The sequence below is a fragment of the Nocardiopsis sp. FIRDI 009 genome (genome assembly GCF_003386285.1).
GTDB lineage: Bacteria > Actinomycetota > Actinomycetes > Streptosporangiales > Streptosporangiaceae > Nocardiopsis.
This window is the reverse complement of record NZ_QPNC01000008.1, coordinates 66213-84009: the sequence shown is the minus strand read 5'-3', so window position 1 is coordinate 84009 and position 17797 is coordinate 66213. Positions and strand designations below refer to the sequence as shown.

At 68.7% G+C, this 17797-nt stretch carries 9 protein-coding genes; 6 read left to right on the top strand and 3 right to left on the bottom strand.

Annotated features, from left to right (window positions below):
* Positions 1-170 precede the first annotated feature (170 nt).
* Genes DVR05_RS05405 through DVR05_RS26505 form a run of 4 tightly spaced genes read left to right on the top strand, consistent with a single transcriptional unit; the run spans position 171 to position 12735 of the window.
* Positions 171-1658, top strand: a complete 1488-nt coding sequence (locus DVR05_RS05405; RefSeq protein ID WP_157982389.1) for a hypothetical protein — start codon at positions 171-173, stop codon at positions 1656-1658.
* A 48-nt stretch (positions 1659-1706) separates the two neighbouring features.
* On the top strand, positions 1707-5336 hold the full coding sequence (locus DVR05_RS05400; RefSeq protein WP_116244698.1) for a LamG-like jellyroll fold domain-containing protein: 3630 nt from the start codon (positions 1707-1709) through the stop codon (positions 5334-5336).
* A 5-nt stretch (positions 5337-5341) separates the two neighbouring features.
* Complete coding sequence (locus DVR05_RS27830) at positions 5342-12349, top strand: RHS repeat-associated core domain-containing protein (protein ID WP_304598590.1); 7008 nt, start codon at positions 5342-5344, stop codon at positions 12347-12349.
* A complete protein-coding gene (locus DVR05_RS26505; RefSeq protein WP_157982388.1) occupies positions 12349-12735 on the top strand; it encodes a hypothetical protein in 387 nt (128 codons plus the stop codon). The genes DVR05_RS27830 and DVR05_RS26505 overlap by 1 nt, the downstream gene beginning before the upstream one ends.
* A gap of 9 nt (positions 12736-12744) precedes the next feature.
* On the opposite strand, the gene DVR05_RS05390 is transcribed toward DVR05_RS26505, so the two are convergent.
* A protein-coding gene (locus DVR05_RS05390) for an IS5 family transposase (protein WP_116244696.1) occupies positions 12745-13540 on the bottom strand; the annotation gives its coding sequence in 2 pieces (ribosomal slippage) (positions 12745-13210 and positions 13209-13540; 798 coding nt in all).
* A gap of 75 nt (positions 13541-13615) precedes the next feature.
* Between DVR05_RS05390 and DVR05_RS26500 the strand changes: the two genes are divergently transcribed.
* Complete coding sequence (locus DVR05_RS26500; protein WP_157982387.1) at positions 13616-13882, top strand: hypothetical protein; 267 nt, start codon at positions 13616-13618, stop codon at positions 13880-13882.
* A gap of 655 nt (positions 13883-14537) precedes the next feature.
* Here the strand turns inward: DVR05_RS26500 and DVR05_RS05380 are convergent.
* Together DVR05_RS05380 and DVR05_RS27710 are read right to left on the bottom strand one after the other, a co-directional pair.
* Positions 14538-15653, bottom strand: a complete 1116-nt coding sequence (locus DVR05_RS05380) for an ISAs1 family transposase (RefSeq protein WP_232831997.1) — start codon at positions 15651-15653, stop codon at positions 14538-14540.
* Positions 15654-15753: 100 nt separating this feature from the next.
* A complete protein-coding gene (locus DVR05_RS27710; protein ID WP_255423011.1) occupies positions 15754-15876 on the bottom strand; it encodes a hypothetical protein in 123 nt (40 codons plus the stop codon).
* Positions 15877-16253: 377 nt separating this feature from the next.
* Here DVR05_RS27710 and DVR05_RS05370 point away from each other — a divergent pair, with 377 nt between their 5' ends.
* Positions 16254-17720: a site-specific integrase gene (locus tag DVR05_RS05370; RefSeq protein ID WP_116244695.1), complete on the top strand. Its 1467-nt coding sequence runs from the start codon at positions 16254-16256 to the stop codon at positions 17718-17720.
* Positions 17721-17797 lie beyond the last annotated feature (77 nt).

The window sequence follows — 17797 nt, the reverse complement described above, 5'->3', positions numbered from 1 at the left end:
GGATTTGAAGATTGCTTTTAATGTGCCTTGAATCCCTTGTGCCTGTTTTGTGTTTTTGTGTTGTTATTGTTACGTTTTGTTGAGTCTCTAGCTTCCCGTTCCGTTTGGATCTCTGTTCCCCCAGCTAGGACCCAACGCATATGACATCCCCTGCCCATGCTCCGGTGCGGGTGAGCGCTCTCCTGGCCGCCACGGCCCTCGTGCTGGTCGCGCTCGCCCCGCCCCAGGCCGACGCGGACACCTGCCAGGGCGGCGTCGACTCCGACTTCGACGGCGACGGTGTGGCCGACCTGGTGATCGGTGACCCCGACGCCGAGGTCGGCGGCGCCTCCAGGGCCGGTCGCATCACCGTGGCCTACGGAGCGGGCGGGGCCGACCTGCTCGAACGCGGAACCGGTGGCATACCCGGGAGTCCGGCTGAGGGAGACCGCTTCGGCGAGGTGCTCGACACCTTCGACCACGACGGCGACGGCTGCTCCGACCTGCTCGTGGGACTGCCCTACGAGCGGGTCGACGACCTGGACGAGGCAGGCGCGGTCATGCTCGTCCACGGATCACCGCAGGGACTCGGCACGGGAGCCGCCACCCAACTCTGGGACCAGGACACCTCCGGGTTCGGTGGCGCACCGGAAGCCGGGGACTGGTTCGGGCACGCGGTGGCCGCGGGCAACGCCGCCGACGGAACTCCCTACGCCGTGATCGGCGTCCCCGGTGAGAGCATCGGCGACATCGACGACGCCGGATACGTCCACTACCTGCGCGGAGACCTCACCGACTCCGTCCACCAGGACACCGACGGCGTGGGCGGCGCGGCTGAGCGCAATGACCGCCTCGGGTTCGACGTCTCCGCGAGCGACACCCTCATCGCCGTCGGGAGCCCCGGTGAGGCCATCGGTGCCGAGGAGTTCGCCGGCAGCGTGCTCCTGTTCAACCACGAGCAGGCGAGCGCCGGACTCGACTACGTCGGGTCCCTCCACCAGAACTCGGACCTGCCCGGCGGGGTCAGCGGCAGCTCGGAGGCCGGCGACCGCACCGGGACCTCCGTCCACGCTCTCGACTACCGCACCGCGGACGGCGACACCGAGACCATGATCGCGGTCGGCTCCCCCGGCGAGGACCTGGGTGAGGGGGAAACCGACGTCGGCGGAGCGCACGTCTTCAGCGCCGAGGCGGACGGAACCCGGCGGCAGATCTGGGCCGTCGGCCGCAATTCCGGTGGTATGGACCTGGCCCAGAGTTCCGACTTCCTCGGGCAGCACGTCCGCCTCGTGGACACCACCCCCGGCCAGAACGCCACCGACACCTCGATCAAACTCGTCGCGGGCACCCCCGGGCACACCGTCGGCGCAGAACACGCCGCGGGTTTGGTGCAGATCTTCCATCCCCTCACCGAAGCCGTCACCGACCGGACCGACCTGGACCGCTCCGGCCACGAAGCCCTGGGCGCTCCCGTCGCGGGCGGGTACTTCGGCATGTCCTTCCACACCACCGCCGATGACCTCTATCTGGCGACCCCGTTCGACCCGGGTGATCCCGGGGCCGTGTACGCCACCTCCTGGGCCGCCCTGGACGGTGGTGCGCCCGAATGGCGTACCTGGCGCCCCGGCCAGGACGGTCTGCCCGAAGGCGGCCGTGCCTTCGGCGCCGCGCTGAGCTGACCCGAACACCGTTTCCCCCGCTCCCCGACTGCCCGTAAGGACTCCCCCGTGCACACCCACGGCGCTCCCGAACACGCGCGTGTCCGTGCCCTGCTGCGCCGCACCGCGGCCGCCCTCTCGGCCACCGCTCTGGTCACCGCCCTGGCCGTCGCGCTGCCGGTCACCGGTACCCCCTCCGGCGACGGTGCGGCGTACGCCGAGGATGGACCGACCGCGGCGACCGAGGCCGAGGCCCTGCGCCAGGCGGCCGGGTCGGGGGAGCGGGTCGAGGTCACCGACCTGCGCCAGGAGCGCCGGACCGTCTACGCCCAACCGGACGGCAGCTTCACCGCCGTCGAGCACCTCAACCCGGTCCGCGTGCTGAGCGAAGGAGCGTGGGTCGATCCGGACCCCACCCTCGTCCGCCACGACGACGGCACCATCACCCCCCGGGCCTCAACGGTCGGGCTGAGCATCTCCCCGGGCGGTGAGGGGCCACTGGCCACCCTCACCCGGGCCGGGAAGGAGCTGTCCGTCGACTGGCCCACCGCCCTCCCCGAACCCGAACTCGACGGTCCCCGTGCCCGCTACACCTCGGTCCTGCCCGACGTGGACCTGGTGGTACGGGCCGATGTCGACGGCTTCTCCCACGTTCTGGTCGTGCACACACCCGAGGCGGCGGCCAGCCCCGAACTGGCCGAGCTGCGACTGGCCACCGAGGCCACCGGTCTGGAGATCACCGTCGCGGAGCGGGGACTGGCCGCGGTGGACACCGGGGCCGGGGGGAACGTGTTCGAGGCCCCCGAGCCGCTGATGTGGGACTCCGGTGACCAGGGGGAGGCCGGTCAGAGCTCGGACGGAGCCGCCGGTCCGGAGGGCTCCCAGACCGAGGAGGGGCCGACGGAATCGTCCCGGATCGCCCCCCTCGCAGCCGAGGAACCGGAGGGAACCGCCGAGCCTGAGGGCGCTCGGCCCGAGGACGGACCGCTGGAGTCCTCCCGGGTCGCCACCGTGAGCACCGACGTCGAGGACGGCGACATCGTCCTGCGCCCGGACCAGGAGATGGCCTCCGCCGAGGACACCGCCTACCCGATCTACATCGACCCCGTGTGGAAGACCTCCACCCTCTCGGCCTGGGCCATGGTCTCCTCCGGCTATCCGGGGACCTCCTACTGGAAGTTCTCCGGCAACGACCACGAGGGCGTCGGCCGCTGCCCGCAGTTGTACGGCGACCCCTTCCACTGCAACGGCACGGGCGTCAAGCGGCTCTTCTACCGCATCCCCACCGGCGCCTACGCCGACAAGCAGATCCTGTCCGCCGAACTGGCGGTGACGCTGCGCCACACCTACAACTCCACCGCCTACCCCGTGCGCGCCTACCGCACCGGCGGGTTCAACAGCTCCACCACCTGGAACAACCAGCCCTCCTGGTCCAAACGGCAGGACACCAGGAGCCCCTCCGACCCGACGGCCTCCTGCACCCCCACCAACCAGAACGTGCGCTTCGACGTTTCCGAAGCGGTCGGCAGGGCCGCCGACAACGGCTACTCCTCCACGTCCTTCGGCCTGCGCGCGGGTGACGAGTCCACCGCCGTCCAGTGGAAGCGCTTCTGCGACAACGCCCAACTCGAGGTGCGCTACAACACGGTGCCCGACATCCCCGACCAGTCCTGGATGGGGATGTCTCCGGGAGGCGCCTGCGTCTACGGGACCGACCGCCCCTACGTCGACCAGCCGCCGCGCCTGACGGCGTACCTGTCCGACGGTGACGAGTTCAGCTCCTCCACCGAGAAGCTCAAGGCCCAGTTCCGTGTGTTCTGGACCGACCAGAACGGCGAGGAACAGGAGCGCACCCACACCACCTCGGAGAAGGCGTCCGGCTCCTTCTTCCACTACCAGGTGCCCGACGACATCCCGGAGAACACCACCGTCGGGTGGATCGTGCGTGCCTCCGACGGACACGCCTGGGGACCGTGGAGCTGGACGGGCGCGCAGACCCGATGCGAGTTCGTCTACGACTCCACCGCCCCCGGCGAACCCGAGATCACCTCGGACGACTTCCCCGCCGACGACGCCTGGCACGACGGCGTGGGCGTCTACGGCGACTTCACCTTCTCCTCGCCCTCCGACGACGTGGTCGAATACCGCTACGGCGTCAACGAGGACCCCTCCGCCGCCAACACGCTGCCCGCCGACGCCGACGGTACGGCGACCCTCACCTGGAGCCCGTGGCACGAGGGGCCGCACAGCCTCTACGTCGAGGCGGTCGACCGGGCGGGCAAGGTCAGCAGCCGGGCCAACCACCTGTTCCTCGTCGACGGAGGCAGGCCCGCGGTCGGCCAGTGGAGCATGGGCGACGACGCGGGTTCCGACGGCGCCGCCGACGCGGCCGAGGGCGGTCGCACCGCCGTCGCCGGTGCCGGGGTCACCTTCGGGGAGGAGGGACCCGGCGGAGACGGCAGCCGCGCCGCCGCCCTGGACGGTACGGAGGGGGCCTACCTCACCCCCGACGCGCGGCTGGTCGACACCACCGGCCTGTTCTCGGTCTCGGCCTGGGTCCGCCTGGACGACCTGAGCCGCGACCAGGTGGTCGTCTCCCAGGACGGCACCGGCGAGCCCGGGTTCACCCTCGGCTACGACGCCTCCGACCAGGCATGGCGTGTCGCCTTCCCCGACGCGGACATGGACGCCCTCGGCGGGTGGGGGATCTCCGCGGAGGCGACGGTCACCGAGGGCCAGTGGGCGCACCTGGCCTTCGCCCACGACAGCCACACCGACACCGTCCGCTTCTACGTCAACGGCTCCCCGGAGGGAACCGTCGAGCGCGAAACCGTCTGGTCCGCCCCCGGTGCACTCCAGATCGGCCGCTCGACCACCCGCAGCGGCTACGACCGTTTCCTGCGCGGCGCCGTGGCCGACGTGCGTGTCTTCGACCGCATCGTCAGCGGATACGAGTTCGACCGGCTCCGGATGCTCCCGGTCGACCGACGGTCCTACTGGCCGTTCAACGCGGCCGTGGACGGCACCAGCCCCGAGGCCGACGGTCGGGACCCGATGGTCCTCAACGGAGACGCGGCCATCCACGAGTCCGACCCCTGGGGAGGCGACAGCGCCCTGATGGGCCAGGGTCACCTACGGCTCGACGGTGACGGCGACTCGGCGGGCGCCTTCATGGACGCGCCCCTGGCAGGCAGTTTCACCATCAGCGCCCGGGCCCGCCTGGCGGCGGCCGCCCCCGAGGAGTCGATGACGGTCCTCTCCCAGACCGCCTACAACACCCTCATCGACCTCCGGTACAACGCCGCGAGCGGACGGTGGGAGGCCGTCCTGTCCGACGCGGACACACCCGAAGCCGACCCCACCGTGCTCGAGGCGTCCGACGTCGCCCCGAGCCACGAGAACCGGGGCGACCACCTCCTGCTGGTCTTCGACGCCTTCGCCCAGGAGGTGCGCTTCTACGTGAACGGCACGCACGCCGTCACCCGCGGCTTCCACCCGCTGTGGCCCACCCCGCAGGACCTGGCCGAGGACCCGAACGCCCCGTGGGTCCTGCTCAACGTCGGCCGGGCCAAGGCCGACTCCTACTCGTGGCGCCAGTACTTCTCCGGCGCGGTCGACGACGTCCGCGTCTACGCCGGAGCCGCCGACGAGACCCTCATCTCCGCCCTCAGCCGGACCACCGAGAACCCGGAGCTGTGATCGGCATGCCCCCGCACCGCGACACCGACGCCCCCACCGACGAGGCGGACCAGCCCAAAGCCACCAGGACACGGCTGCGCAAGGGCGTGCTCGCCACCACCGCCGCCCTCATGTCGGTGGTGGTGACCGTCACGCTCGCTGTGGTCCTGCCCCGGCTGCCCGACTGGATGGGCGACGACTCCGTCCCCGACACCCAGGAACTGGCCGACCCCGTCACCGGCGCCACCGGTGAGGTCGAACCCCGCGAGATGGGCGAGGAACTGGCCGACGCCGCCGGAGGAGAACCCCGGGCGTCCTGGCCCTCCCAGGACAGCGCCACCGTCCCGATCGGTGACACCGCCGGGCGCGACGGCATGACGACGGTCGGCGGTCTGCCGGTGCAGGTCGTCGCCGAAGGGGCCGAGGGCACCGCGGAGGTCGAGGTGGTGGGAGCCGAACCCGCAGCCAGAGCGGGCGCCCACGGGCTCGCACTGCGAGTGACCGCGCCCGAGGGCGCGGAAGTGCACGTGGACCCCTCGGACTTCGCCGACGCCTTCGGCGGTTCCTACGGGAACCGGCTGGCCCTGTGGCCCATGCCGGACTGTTTCCTCACCACACCGGCGGAACCCGAGTGCCACACGCCGCTGGAGTTGTCCCCGGTCACCACCGACAGCCCCGACACGGTGGCCGCCACGCTCACCCCGCAGCGGGGAGACGGCCCGGAGGCGGACGAGGCCCGCGCCCCAGGCGTCCCGGCCGCCCCGCCCGCCGAACCGGTGACCGTGTCCACGGGCGTCTTCGCCCTGGCCGCGTCCACCTCCTCCTCCGGCGGTGACTACGGGGCCACCGCCCTCCAACCCTCCTCCACATGGACGGTGTCCACCTCCTCGGGCGCCTTCACCTGGTCCTACCCGCTGGAGTCGGTGCCGGTCCCCTCCAGCCTCCAGCCGAAACTGTCGCTCGACTACTCCTCCCAGTCCGTGGACGGGCGCACCAGCGCCACCAACAACCAGGGCTCCTGGATCGGTGAGGGCTTCTCCTACGAGCCCGGCTACATCGAACGCGCCTACAAGGCCTGCACCGACGACGGCCACGACGCCAAGGGCGACCAGTGCTGGGCCACCGAGAACGCCACCCTGATGCTCAACGGCACCTCGGGGAAGCTGATCAAGGACGACGACACCGGCCAGTGGCGACTGGAGTCGGACGACAACTCCAGGATCGAACGCCTCACCGGAGCCGAGAACGGCGACGACGACGGCGAGTACTGGCGGGTCACCACCACCGACGGCACCCGCTACTACTTCGGCCGCAACCGCCTGCCCGGCTACGGCAGCGGCGACGAGACCACCGACTCGGTCTGGACCGTCCCCGTCTTCGGCGACGACGCCGGTGAACCCTGCCACGACTCCACGTTCGCCGACTCCTGGTGCCAGCAGGGCTGGCGCTGGAACCTCGACTACGTCGAGGACGCCCACGGCAACGTGATGACCTACTTCTACGCCAAGGAGACCAACCACTACGCCCTCAACGGCGAGACCGACACCAACGGCACCGCCTACACCCGCGGCGGCTACCTCACCCGCATCGACTACGGACAGCGCGCGGGCGAGGTCTACGACGGCGACGCCCCGGCACGCGTCGTCTTCGACACCACCGAACGCTGCCTGCCCGACGACGACTTCGACTGCGCCGCCGACAAGCTGACCGAGGACAACGCCCGGCACTGGCCGGACGTCCCCTACGACCTGGCCTGTGAGGAGGGCACCGACTGCGGTTGGACCCAGACCTCGCCCTCCTTCTGGACCCGCAAGCGTCTGGAACAGGTCCGCACCCAGTACAGGACCGACGACGGATACCAGACCGTCGACTCCTGGGAACTGACCCACCTGTTCACCGACAACGGCGACGGTTCGCGCACCCTGTGGCTGTCGGAGATCACCCGCACCGGGCACGACGGGGACGAACAGCAGGCCCTGCCGCCGGTCCAACTCGACGGTCAGCAACTGCCCAACCGGGTCGACGACCCCGACGACAACATCCAGCCGTTGGTCCGGTTCCGCCTGTCCAGGATCTTCACCGAGACCGGCGGACAGATCGACGTCAACTACGCGGGCGGAACGTGCTCGCACGACGACCTGCCCGCGGAGGGTGAGCAGACCGGGCGCTGCTACCCGGTCAAGTGGAACCCGCCGGGTGCCGAGGACCCGATCACCGACTGGTTCCACAAGTACGTGGTCGAAGAGGTCATCGAGTCCGACCTCACCGGCAAGGCGCCCGACCAGTACACCCGGTACGAGTACGTCGGCGACGCGGGGTGGCGCCACACCGAACCCGACGGCATCACCGAGGACGAGTACCAGACCTGGAACCAGTGGCGGGGCTACGAGACCGTCCGGGTACGCACCGGCGACGGCCAGACCATGCCCACCCGCACGGACCACACCTACCTGCGCGGACTGGACGGCGGGGAGGAACCCGGCGGAGGCACCGCCTCGGTGACGGTGACCGACTCCACCGGCACCGAGTACACCGACCACGACGAGCTCGCCGGGCACGAGCTGGAGACGATCACCTACGACGGCGAGGACGTCGTCACCAAGTCGATCTCCGAGCCCTGGCGGCACGTCACCGCCACCCGCACCGAGGACTGGGGCACCGACCACGCGGCCTACACCGCCACCGACACCGAACGCGGCTACACCGCGCTGTCGGACGGGTCGTGGATGGAGACCGAACGCGTCACCGCCTTCGACACCGACACCGGGCGCGCCGAACGCGTCGAGGACCGCGGGGACACCTCCACACCCGACGACGACACGTGCACGCGCACCACCTACGCCGACAACGCCGACGCGCACATCTACACGCTCATCGCACGGGTGGAGAGCGTCGCGGTCGCCTGCTCGCGGGAGTCCGGACCCGACGACCTGATCTCCGACGTGCGCCGCCACTACGACGGCGGCGGCTACGGCGACGCGCCCACCCGGGGCGACATCACCGTCATGGAGGAGTTCGACGGCCGCGACGCCGACGGCGACCCCGTCTACAGCACCGTCAAGGGCTTCTCCTACGACGAGTACGGCCAGGTCACCCAGATCACCGACGCCGAGGGCCTGGTCACCCAGACCACCGACCACACCTACACCCACGGTCTGGTCACCGAGGTCACCGCCACCAACGCCCTGGACCACACCCAGGTCACCCACATCGACCCGGCGCGGGGCTCGGTCCACGCCGAGGTGGACGCCAACGGCCGACGCACCGACATCGGCCACGACCCCCTGGGCAGGGTCACCGCCGTCTGGCTGCCGAACCGGCCCAAGAGCCAGGGGATGACCCCCAACGTCAAGTACGACTACACCATCGCCGAGGACGCACCCGTCTCGGTCGCCACCCACAGCATCCGCAACGACGGCTCCTACGCGACCTCCTACGAGATCCTCGACGGCTTCCTGCGCACGCGGCAGACCCAGGCGCCCGGGCCGGACGGCGGCCGCCTGGTCACCGACACCTTCTACAACGGCATCGGTGAGGTCGCCAAGACCAACGACCCCTACTACGCCACCGGGGCTCCCGCTCCCGGCCTGCTCGTCGTCCGTGACGGCGACGTCCAGGGCCAGACCGTCTACACCTACGACGGCGCCGAACGGCCCGTGGCCACCATCCGTCGCGTCGCGGGTGAGGAGAAGTGGCGGACCACCGCCGTCCACGAGGGCGACCGCGTCCACGTCACCCCGCCGGAAGGGGGCGTGCCGGTCACCGTCATCCGGGACGCCCGTGGCCAACGGGTGGAACAGCGCCAGTACACCGGGGACGCCCCCGAGGGCGACCACGTCTCCACCACCTACTCCTACACCCCCGGTGGTCAGCTCTCCACGATGACCACCCCGGCCGGCGACGAGTGGCGCTACGAGTACGACCACAAGGGGCGCCGAGTGGCGGTGCACAGCCCCGACACCGGCACCACCACCAGCACCTACGACCACCTCGACCAACTCGTCTCGACCACGGACGCCGACGGCCGGACCGTCTCCTACGTCTACGACGACCTCGGCCGCATGGTGGAGAGCTGGGAGGGCGAGCCGGAGCAGGGCACCAAGCTCACCTCGTACCAGTACGACACCAAGTACAAGGGCGAGCTGTTCATCCAGACCCGGCACACCGACCAGGGCGACTTCCGTATCGGCCTCGTCGGGCAGGACGAGCTGTACCGGCCCACCAACATCCTCTACGGCATCCCCGCCTCACAGGGAGACCTCGCGGGCGACTACGAGTTCTCCGTCAGCTACAACCCCGACGGCACCGTCCAGGGGACGGGCATGCCCGCCGCCGGCGGCCTGCCCGCCGAGTCACTGACCATCGGCTACGACGACCTGCTCCGCCCCACCACGTTGGACGGGGCCGGCTCCTACGTCACCCGGACCGACTACACCCAGGCCGGACTGCCCCTCCAGATCGAGCTGAACCCGGGCACCGGCCCCAAGGCGTGGATCACCAACAGCTATGAGAAGGGCACCCAGCGCCTGATCGGCACCCGCGTCGACCGCCAGGGTGCTGCGGCGCCCCTGCTGGACACCGGGTACCACTACGACGCCTCCGGCAACGTCGTCGCCATCACCGACGCGCCCAACGGCGGTCAGCAGGAGACCCAGTGCTTCACCTACGACGGGCTGCTCCAGCTCACCGAGGCGTGGACGCTACCGCAGGGCGACCCGACCGGGTGCGACGCCGAGCCCACCGCCCAGTCAGTGGGCGGTCCCGGCGCCTACTGGCACTCCTACACCTACGACGCGGCGGGCAACCGGATCAGCGAGGTCCGGCACGACACCACCGGCAACGGCGGTGACGTCACCCGCGACTACACCTACCCGCAGGGGGAGGGGCCCCAGCCCAACACCCTGCGCGAGGTCGTGGAACGGACGGCCCAGGGCGACACCCTGGCGACCTTCGACTACGACGCCTCGGGCAACACCACCGTCCGCGACATCGCCGGGGAACGCCAGGAACTGGACTGGACGGCCGAGGGCAGGCTGGACACGGTCACCAACGACGTGGGCGAGACCTCCTACGTCTACACCCCCTCGGGCGACCGGCTGGTGCGCTCCACCCCCTACGAGGACGTCCTGTACCTGCCGGGCATGGAGGTGCGCTCGGACAAGTTCACCGGAGAGGTGAAGGCCACCCGCTACTACGAGCACGCCGGTCGGACCGTGGCGCTGCGCACCCCCGACCAGGTGCACATGCTCGCCGCCGACCACCAGGGCACCGGACAGGTGTCCATGAACGCCGACAACGAGCAGATGGTCCGCCGCTACATGACGCCCTTCGGCGAGGAGCGCGGCGGAGATGGTTGGGCCTGGCCCGACGACAAGCGCTTCCTCGGCAAGACCCTGGACACCTCCACCGGGCTGGTCCTGGTCGGCGCGCGCGAGTACGACGCCGCGTTGGGCCGCTTCCTGTCCGCGGACCCGGTGCTGGACACCTCCGACCCGCTGCAGCTCAACGGCTACGCCTACGCCAACAACAGCCCGGTGACCTTCTCCGACCCCACGGGTCTGTGGCTGAGCAAGGCGTGGGACAAGGTCAAGTCCGGCGCCAGCAGGGTCGGCAGCGCCGTGCGGTCCGGCTACAACTCCGCCAAGGACTGGGCCAGCAGGAACAAGAACACCATCATCTCGGTGGGTGTGGGCACGGCCGTGGGCGTGGGCTGCACGGCCCTGACTGGCGGAGCCGGAGTGGTCGGCTGTGCCGCGCTGGGCGGCGCCGTGGGCGGCCTGGTCCAGTACGGGCTGGACACCCCGCGCAACGACTGGACGTGGTCGGGTGCGGCCACCTCGGTGGTCACCGGCGCCATCGGCGGCGCCGTGGGCGGCGCGGCCGGTGCCGCGCTGGGCAGCGCGGCCAGTGCCGGGGCCCGGTGGGCCGGTCAGCGGTTCGGCGGATCGGTCGCGAGCCGGTTCTCGTCCTGGTTCGGTGGGGCGGGATCGCGGTCGGGGGCCGCGACGTCGGGCCGTGCTCCGGTGCAGCCGCGTACACCCGCTCCGGTGCGGACCACACCGCGCACGACGCCGACGACGTCGGCGCCGCGTACGACCCCGGCCACCTCGGGGGCGCGTGGCACCTGCAACAGCTTCGCGCCCGGTACGGGTGTGCTGATGGCCGACGGGTCGACCAAGCCGATCGAGGAGGTCGAGGTCGGCGACCGGGTGCTGGCCACCGACCCCGAGGCCGGTGAGCAGGGGACGCGGACGGTCGCGGCGACGATCGTCGGCCAGGGCGCCAAGACACTGGTCGAGATCACCGTGGACCCGACCACCGAACGCGAGGCGCCGCCCGAGGGCGAGTCGGCCGGTTCCGACAGCGCCTCGGAGGTTCCCGGTCCGGTGGCGGTCGGAGAGGTGGTGATCGCGACCGAGGGGCACCCGTTCTGGGTTCCGGAGCTGAACGCCTGGGTCGAGGCGATCGACCTGGCGCCGGGGATGTGGCTGCAGACCTCGGCCGGTACGTGGGTGCAGGTCTCCGCGGTGGAGGTCGCCACCCAGCCCGCCACGGTCCACAACCTGACGGTCGCGGACCTGCACACGTACCATGTGGCGGCGGGGGAGCTCGACCTCCTCAACCACAACTGCAATCCCCGGACCAATTACATGGAGCCGGGGGATCCCTTTGCTGCCAACCATGCCAGGACGAAGCCCATGGAAGGTTTTCATGATGTAGTGATCCATGGGACACCGAACTCCGTTTCCAGTGCCCCAATGGGCAGGCAGTTCGGCCATCGTGAGCTCGCGAACAGGCTCATGCGTGATCCTTCGTATCCCGGAGGTGACATCCGTTTGTGCGCCTGCTCGACCGGTTCTCCCGACGGTTCGTTCGCGCAGAATCTCGCGAACAAGCTCGGAGTCAATGTCATGGCTCCTGTGGATACGCTTTGGGCAGGTCGTCATGGCACTCTCTTCGTTGGTCCGACCAGCGCCAAGAAGAGTCTGTCGCCTGATTTGTGGAGATTGTTCAGTCCGGGGGTGATGCCTTGATGGGGGTAGAGAAGATTGGTTTCTTTCGGGAGCTTTCGCACGGTGATGATCGCGGGGAAAGTCTGAAGTCTCATGTGTCGAAAGGCGACGAAACTCGGAAAGGGAAAATCGCGGAATATCTGGACCGAGGTTCGGTTGTCGCGGCATCGACCCAGGTGCTGTTTGACGTACTGGATGAGAAATGCCCTGCGATCTGCTCTCTGTCGGTTCTCACCGATGGGGTCTGGCTGTGGCCTTCTGATTTGTCTTACTACGTTCGTGAATACAATGTTCGACTCCCTGATCGCTTTGTTCGTCATGCCGAATCCACAGGTTGGGCGCCCATGATTCCCAGCGAGGAAGAGCTGGATGAGATAGAAGAGGATTTTATGGGCTCATCTCACTGAGAGCTCATCTCAAAAGCCGTCGGTGTGCTTGGCCAAGTGCTTGTAGCAGATGAGGATGCAGGCGATGCCGAGCATGGCCAGGAAGTTGGAGGCCTTGCGCTCCCAGCGCACGTTCAACCTGCGGTAGGAGCCCAGCCAGGCGATCGAGCGCTCGATCTTGTACCGGTGGCGGCCCAGCCGCTGGGAGGACTCGATGCCGGGCCGGGCGAGGCGCACGCCGATCCCGCGTTCGCGCAGCCAGCGGCGCCGGTCACGGGAGTGGTAGTCCTTGTCTCCGTGAAGCTTGGCTGGGCGGCGCCTCCTGGGACCTCGCCGTGAGCGCACCGTGGGGATGCCCCGCGCCAGGGGTTGGAGTGCTTCACCGTCGTTGACGTTGGCCGCGGAGATCGCGCAGGTCAACGGTAGTCCCTGGTTGTCGCACACAAGGTGGGGCTTGGAGCCGGGTTTACCCCGGTCGGTGGGGTTTGGCCCTGTCTTCTCCCCCTCTCTTGGCGCGGATCGACTGGGAGTCGACCGTGGAGCGGGACCAGTCCAGTAGGGCGCGTCTGCCCAGTTCGTCCAGGACTGCTTGGTGGATGCGGGGCCACAGGCCGGTCTCGGTCCAGGTCTGGAACCAGCGGTGGGCGGTGGCCCGGGTGACGCCGAAGAGGCCGTCGGCCTTCTCCCAGGAGCAGCCCGAGGCCTGGACGAACAGCACCGTGGTCAGCACCGCTCTCTGGTCCGCGCGGGGGCGGCCGGTCTTCGGTGGTGGGGGCAGCAGGGGCTGGACGATCTCCCAGAGCCCGTCGGGCAACACATCGCTCACAGCACATGATCATGCCAGGCTCAGAGTCGCCTCGCAGGACTTTTGAGATGAGCTCTTAATTCGACAGTTTCAGACTTGAGGAGATATACATTCGGAAACCCAGTTGAAGAAGGAAAAATGGAAGAGGTGAGAAATATATCGGACGATAAGCTCCTTCAGATAGTCAACCATCACGAGAGAAACAGAGACAGAGACCCACTTGGAATTGCAGTCGATCTCGATCGCGGGGAAAGGGGTGTAATTGAAAATGGAAATCACCGGAGCTACCAGCTGATGATTAGGGCGAAGCGGGGCGACGGATTGATTCAATGGGACACTCCGATCAAGATTAACTACTTCTGATGCGAGATGAATGGGGATTTTTCCCTGAGATTGTAACCGGCGAGCCCATCTTGGGAAACGTAAAGACAGCACCCAAAGGGCTTTTTTTGGAGTTGTGTCGGAGTGCCTGGCCCAGAGGAAAGGGGCCTCGGGGTAGAGTAGCATTCGTTGATCGACTGCCTGATACATCTTCGGCTTACCTTTATGCTTACTTTAAAAAAAGGGAGTGGCGATGTTATCGAACGGTGTCTCTTATTTCTTTTGGTGATGGCTTTCGATGGTTTTATCTAGATGTTGATTATGGAGTATTCTCTCGGCTTGAAGATGCTAGTGTCTCCGACCTGCAAGCCCTTGTTTCAAGAATTGATGACGCATTCGATTGGGATCTGGATGCGATCGAATATTCTGCGGTGAGTGGTTTTCTTCAAGAAACATCCCCCAGTCGAGCGGCCGCCGCTTCGGCGTGTCGGGTGGTTTTTAGAAGAGTTCCTGGGCGTTGACGCAGAGTCTGGATGTCTTTCTCTTTGGCGGTGAAGACAGGGCTGCGTCGTGGCGAGGTCTTGGGCTTGCGGTGGCCGGACGTTGATCTGGTCAAGGGCGTGGTGTGTGGGGTGCGTCAGCTCCAGCCCAACCGCAGGGCTGTTTCATTCTCGGTGAGTGGTGACGTTCGCACTGGTCAGAGAAGACCGATCACGTCCAGCGGGCGGGTGAACGCCTCATACGACACCCACCGGATCGCGTCGGGCACCGTGTCCTGCCCCAACCGGTCCAGGAACACCAGGGCGACCGCTCGCAGCGCGGCCAGGTTGTCGGGAACGTGCCCGGAGCGGACCTTGCAGGCGCCCTCACCCAAAGTGACGTCCTTGACGTGATGCCAGGCCTCGATGCCCCAATGTCTCCGCACCAGCGCACCGATCCGGGCTACGTCCGCCTGACCGACCTCCAGCGAGGTCACCGCATACGCGCAGGTCCACGACACTTCCCCGGTGCGCACATTCTTCACGTGACGGCGCACGCGTACCGCCTGGACCGCGTGCGGGAAACCGGTCCGTCCGGCGAGGTCGATGGCCTTGACGGTGCGGGTCTCGGCTCGCCCGTGGCCGCGGTCCCGGGTGGTGCCCAAGGTGGGGGCTTGAGTCCAGGGCAGGGCTTTGACCTGGTCGAATAACGTCTTCTGGTTGCGTTTGACGGTCAACACATAGTCGGCGTGCAACTCCTCCACCAAGTACGAGGCGGTGTCGGTCCGGGTGTGCAGGGCATCGGCGGTGACCACGGCGTCGGCCAGGTCCACACCGTCCAGCAGGACGGCCAGGGCGTCGATCTCGCTGGTGTCAGCGGGGACCCGTACCTGCGCGGCCAGGTGCCGGTCGGGGGTCAGGGCGGCGAGCAGGTGCACCGCCGTCTCGGTGGACGTGGCCGATCCGCGCAGGGTCTTGCCGTCCACCGCCACCACCTCGAGGGTCTCGGGCTTGGCCAGGGCGGTCAGGGTCTCGGGGGCCAGGGCGAGCAGGACGCGGCGGGTGGTCGCCGGGGACGGAGCGGTGCGCGTTCCCAGGGCGGGGCAGGTGATCCGGCAGCCCAGCCGGGCCAGGGTGTGTTGCGGTGCGGCGTCGGCCCACTGGCCGATCGCCCGCAGGTGGCGGGCTCCGGCGAGCATCGCGGACAGGGCGCAGAGCAGGACGCTGGCCAGGCTGTGGCGGCGTCCTCGCGGTGAGCGGGGATCGTCCAGGGCCGCGAGTTTGCCGAGAAGGTCGACAGGGGCGACCGTGGGCGTGGCAGACCGGGGGCGCAACGGAGTCCCTTGGAAATCAGAGATGTGAGAGTCCCTGATCTTCTAGCGGGCTCCGTTGCTCGTTGGTGGGGGCTTCGACCGGATCGCTACAGGGCTGTGATCAGCGCTGATGCACCACGACCCCGACTTTGAAACAGCCCTGCTTGTCGCCCAGGCCGAGCAGACCTGAGGCGGCGATGCGCTCGGCGATTCTCCATACCCGTGCGGCTCTGACATCGTGCACCGATCCCAACCGCGAGTGCGAGGTCCAGAGGGGTTCACCATCCGGGCCGCGACGACCTGGATGTTCATGCCGTGCTGCCGGTGCTTACCGGAGTAGAACGGGCGGTCGGCTCCCACACGGTCGCAGGCGATCAGGGCGGGCGTCGACGATGACGTAGGCCCACCCGTGACGTCGTGCGCGGCCTGGGCCGCACCACCACCTACAAGCTCCTGCGCCAAGGCGCCTTCCCGGTACCCGCGCATCGTGCGGGCAGGGCGTGAGTGGTTCCGACGGCGGGGGTGTTGGCCCACCTCGGCCTGGATGCTGCCTTCCTCGACCGCGGTGGGTGCGGGCGGTGTGGTGGGCGCGAGGACGACAACACGAAAGTGAGGCCGTGAATGGCTTCTCAGGACGGGTCGGTGTTCAAACGCTGCGGATGCCGCCGCGAGGCCACCAGCAAGCTGTTGGGGGCGAAGTGCCCGAAGCTGCGCCGTGAGGACGGGGCGTGGAACCCCCGCCACGGCGAGTGGGCCTTCCAACTCGAACTCCCCCGCACGACTGAGGGGAAGCGCCGCCAGGCGCGGCGGGGCGGGTTGGCTTCCCAGGAGCAGGCCCAGGCCCAGCTCGATCACCTCAAGGCGCTGATGCGGCTGGCCGAGGACGAGCCCGAGATCGAGGTTCAGGTCGCCGACCTGATCCAGCAGGCGCTCAAGGCCCGCCGCCCGCTCCCGGAGACGGTCGAGGTCAAACGCCGCATCGGGGTCGGGGTGCGCACACGGGAGAAGGTCCCGACCGTCGCCCAATGGTTGAAGGAGTGGTTGGATGGCAAACCCGACCTGGCACCCAAGACCCGGGCTTCCTATGAGGACCACATCCGCAACCACCTCGCCCCGCACCTGGGGGCCACACGTCTGGACAAGTTGACGTCGTGGCAGGTGGAGGAGATGTTCGCCGCGATCGAGGAGAACAACCAGCGCATCCTGGAGTGCCGCGAGTCCGACGACGCGAAGGTGCGGGCGTCCGTTCGTGGGCAGCGGGTGATCTCGCTGTCGACCAAGCACCGCATCCGCGCGACCCTTCGGAGTGCGTTCTCCGAAGCGGTGCGACGCCCGGACCTGCCGGTGGCCGTGAACATCGCCTCCCACGCCCGACTGCCGTCGTGCCCGCGCAGCAAGCCGTTGGTGTGGACGGCTGAGCGGGTGCGTCAGTGGCAGGTGGGTGGGGTGGTGCCGGGGGAGGTGATGGTGTGGACCCCGGAGCAGACCATCACCTTCCTGACCCACGCGAAGAAGTACCGGTGGTTGTTCCCGATGTTCCACCTGATCGCCGTCAAGGGGCTCCGGCAGGGTGAGGCGGTCGGGTTGCCCTGGTCCAACACCCGGTTGACCGACGGTCAGGTTGACATCCGCACCCAGGTGGTGACCCTCGGGTGGAAGACGATCACGACCATCCCGAAGAGCGCGGCCGGACGGAGGACGATCACTCTGGACTCCGGCACGGTGCGGGTGTTGCGTTCGTGGAAGCGGTTCCAGAACGAGGCTCGCCTGCAGGCGGGGCAGGGGTGGGCGGATTCGGGGTTGGTGTTCACCCAGCCTGACGGGACCGGGTGGCATCCGGGGGTGGTGACCCGCTGGTTCAACCGGATCGTGCGTGCGGCGGGGCTCCCGCCGATCCACCTGCACGGGCTCCGTCATGGGGCCGCCTCCCTCGCCCTGGCGGCGGGGGCGGACGTGAAGGTGGTCTCCACCGAGCTGGGCCACGCGACCACCCATTTCACGCAGGACACCTACCAGACGGTGTTCCCCGAGGTCGCCAGGGCGGCGGCCGAAGCGACGGCGGCGATGCTCAAACCCGCGAGGGCGTAGTAGCGGGGTAGCCGGACCTGTGAGCACACCAGGAGCGAGAAGTCGCCCCACACCCCGGGTCAGGCGGGAGACTCACC